Source organism: Actinomadura soli (genome assembly GCF_005889715.1).
Classification (GTDB): Bacteria; Actinomycetota; Actinomycetes; order Streptosporangiales; family Streptosporangiaceae; genus Spirillospora; species Spirillospora soli.
This window is the reverse complement of the sequence record NZ_VCKW01000595.1, coordinates 1-852: the sequence shown is the minus strand read 5'-3', so window position 1 is coordinate 852 and position 852 is coordinate 1. Positions and strand designations below refer to the sequence as shown.

Below are 852 nucleotides of genomic sequence, written 5' to 3'. Positions count from 1 at the left end.
AGGAGGAGACTCCGGCGCGGCGTGGGTGGTCGGTGTCGGGCCAGGGCCGGGCTTGGGTGAGTAGTGAGATGGCGCCTGCGGTCCAGTCGACGTGGGTGGTGGGTTCGTCGACGTGCAGGGTGCGGGGCAGGACGCCGTGCCGCATCGCCTGCACCATTTTGATGATTCCGCCGACTCCGGCCGCTGCTTGGGTGTGGCCGAGGTTGGATTTCAGGGAGCCGAGGTGGAGGGGCCGTTCGGGGTCACGGCCCTGCCCGTAGGTGGCGAGCAGCGCACCGGCTTCGATGGGGTCGCCCAGGCGGGTGCCGGTGCCGTGTGCTTCGACCGCGTCGATGTCGGACGGTTGGAGCTGGGCTTGGGTGAGTGCTTGGTGGATGACGCGTTGCTGCGAGGGGCCGTTGGGCGCGGTGAGGCCGTTGGACGCGCCGTCCTGATTAATGGCTGAGCCGCGGATGATGGCCAGGACCTCGTGGCCGTTGCGGCGGGCGTCCGACAGTCGTTCGAGGACGAGGATGCCGACGCCTTCGGACCATCCGGTGCCGTCGGCGGCTTCGGCGAAGGGTTTGCAGCGTCCGTCGGGGGCTAGGCCGCGTTGGCGGGAGAAGTCGACGTAGACCGCAGGCGTGGCCATCACGGTCGCACCGCCGGCCAAAGCGAGGTCGCATTCGTTGTTGCGGAGTGCTTGTGCTGCCAGGTGTGCGGCGACCAGGGAGGAGGAGCAGGCGGTGTCGACGGTGATCGCGGGGCCTTCCAACCCGAGGGTGTAGGCGACGCGGCCGGAGGCGACGCTGCCGGAGGTGCCGCCGGTGAGGTAGCCCTCCAGTTCGGCGGGGACGGGGCCGCCGGTGCCGT

Annotated in this window: 1 protein-coding gene; it reads right to left on the bottom strand. The window is 70.3% G+C overall.

Going from position 1 to position 852, the window contains the following annotated elements:
- The coding region (locus ETD83_RS42060) for a beta-ketoacyl synthase N-terminal-like domain-containing protein (protein WP_205718195.1) at window positions 1-823 on the bottom strand (823 nt) is incomplete at its 3' end.
- Between the last annotated feature and the right edge of the window lie 29 nt (window positions 824-852).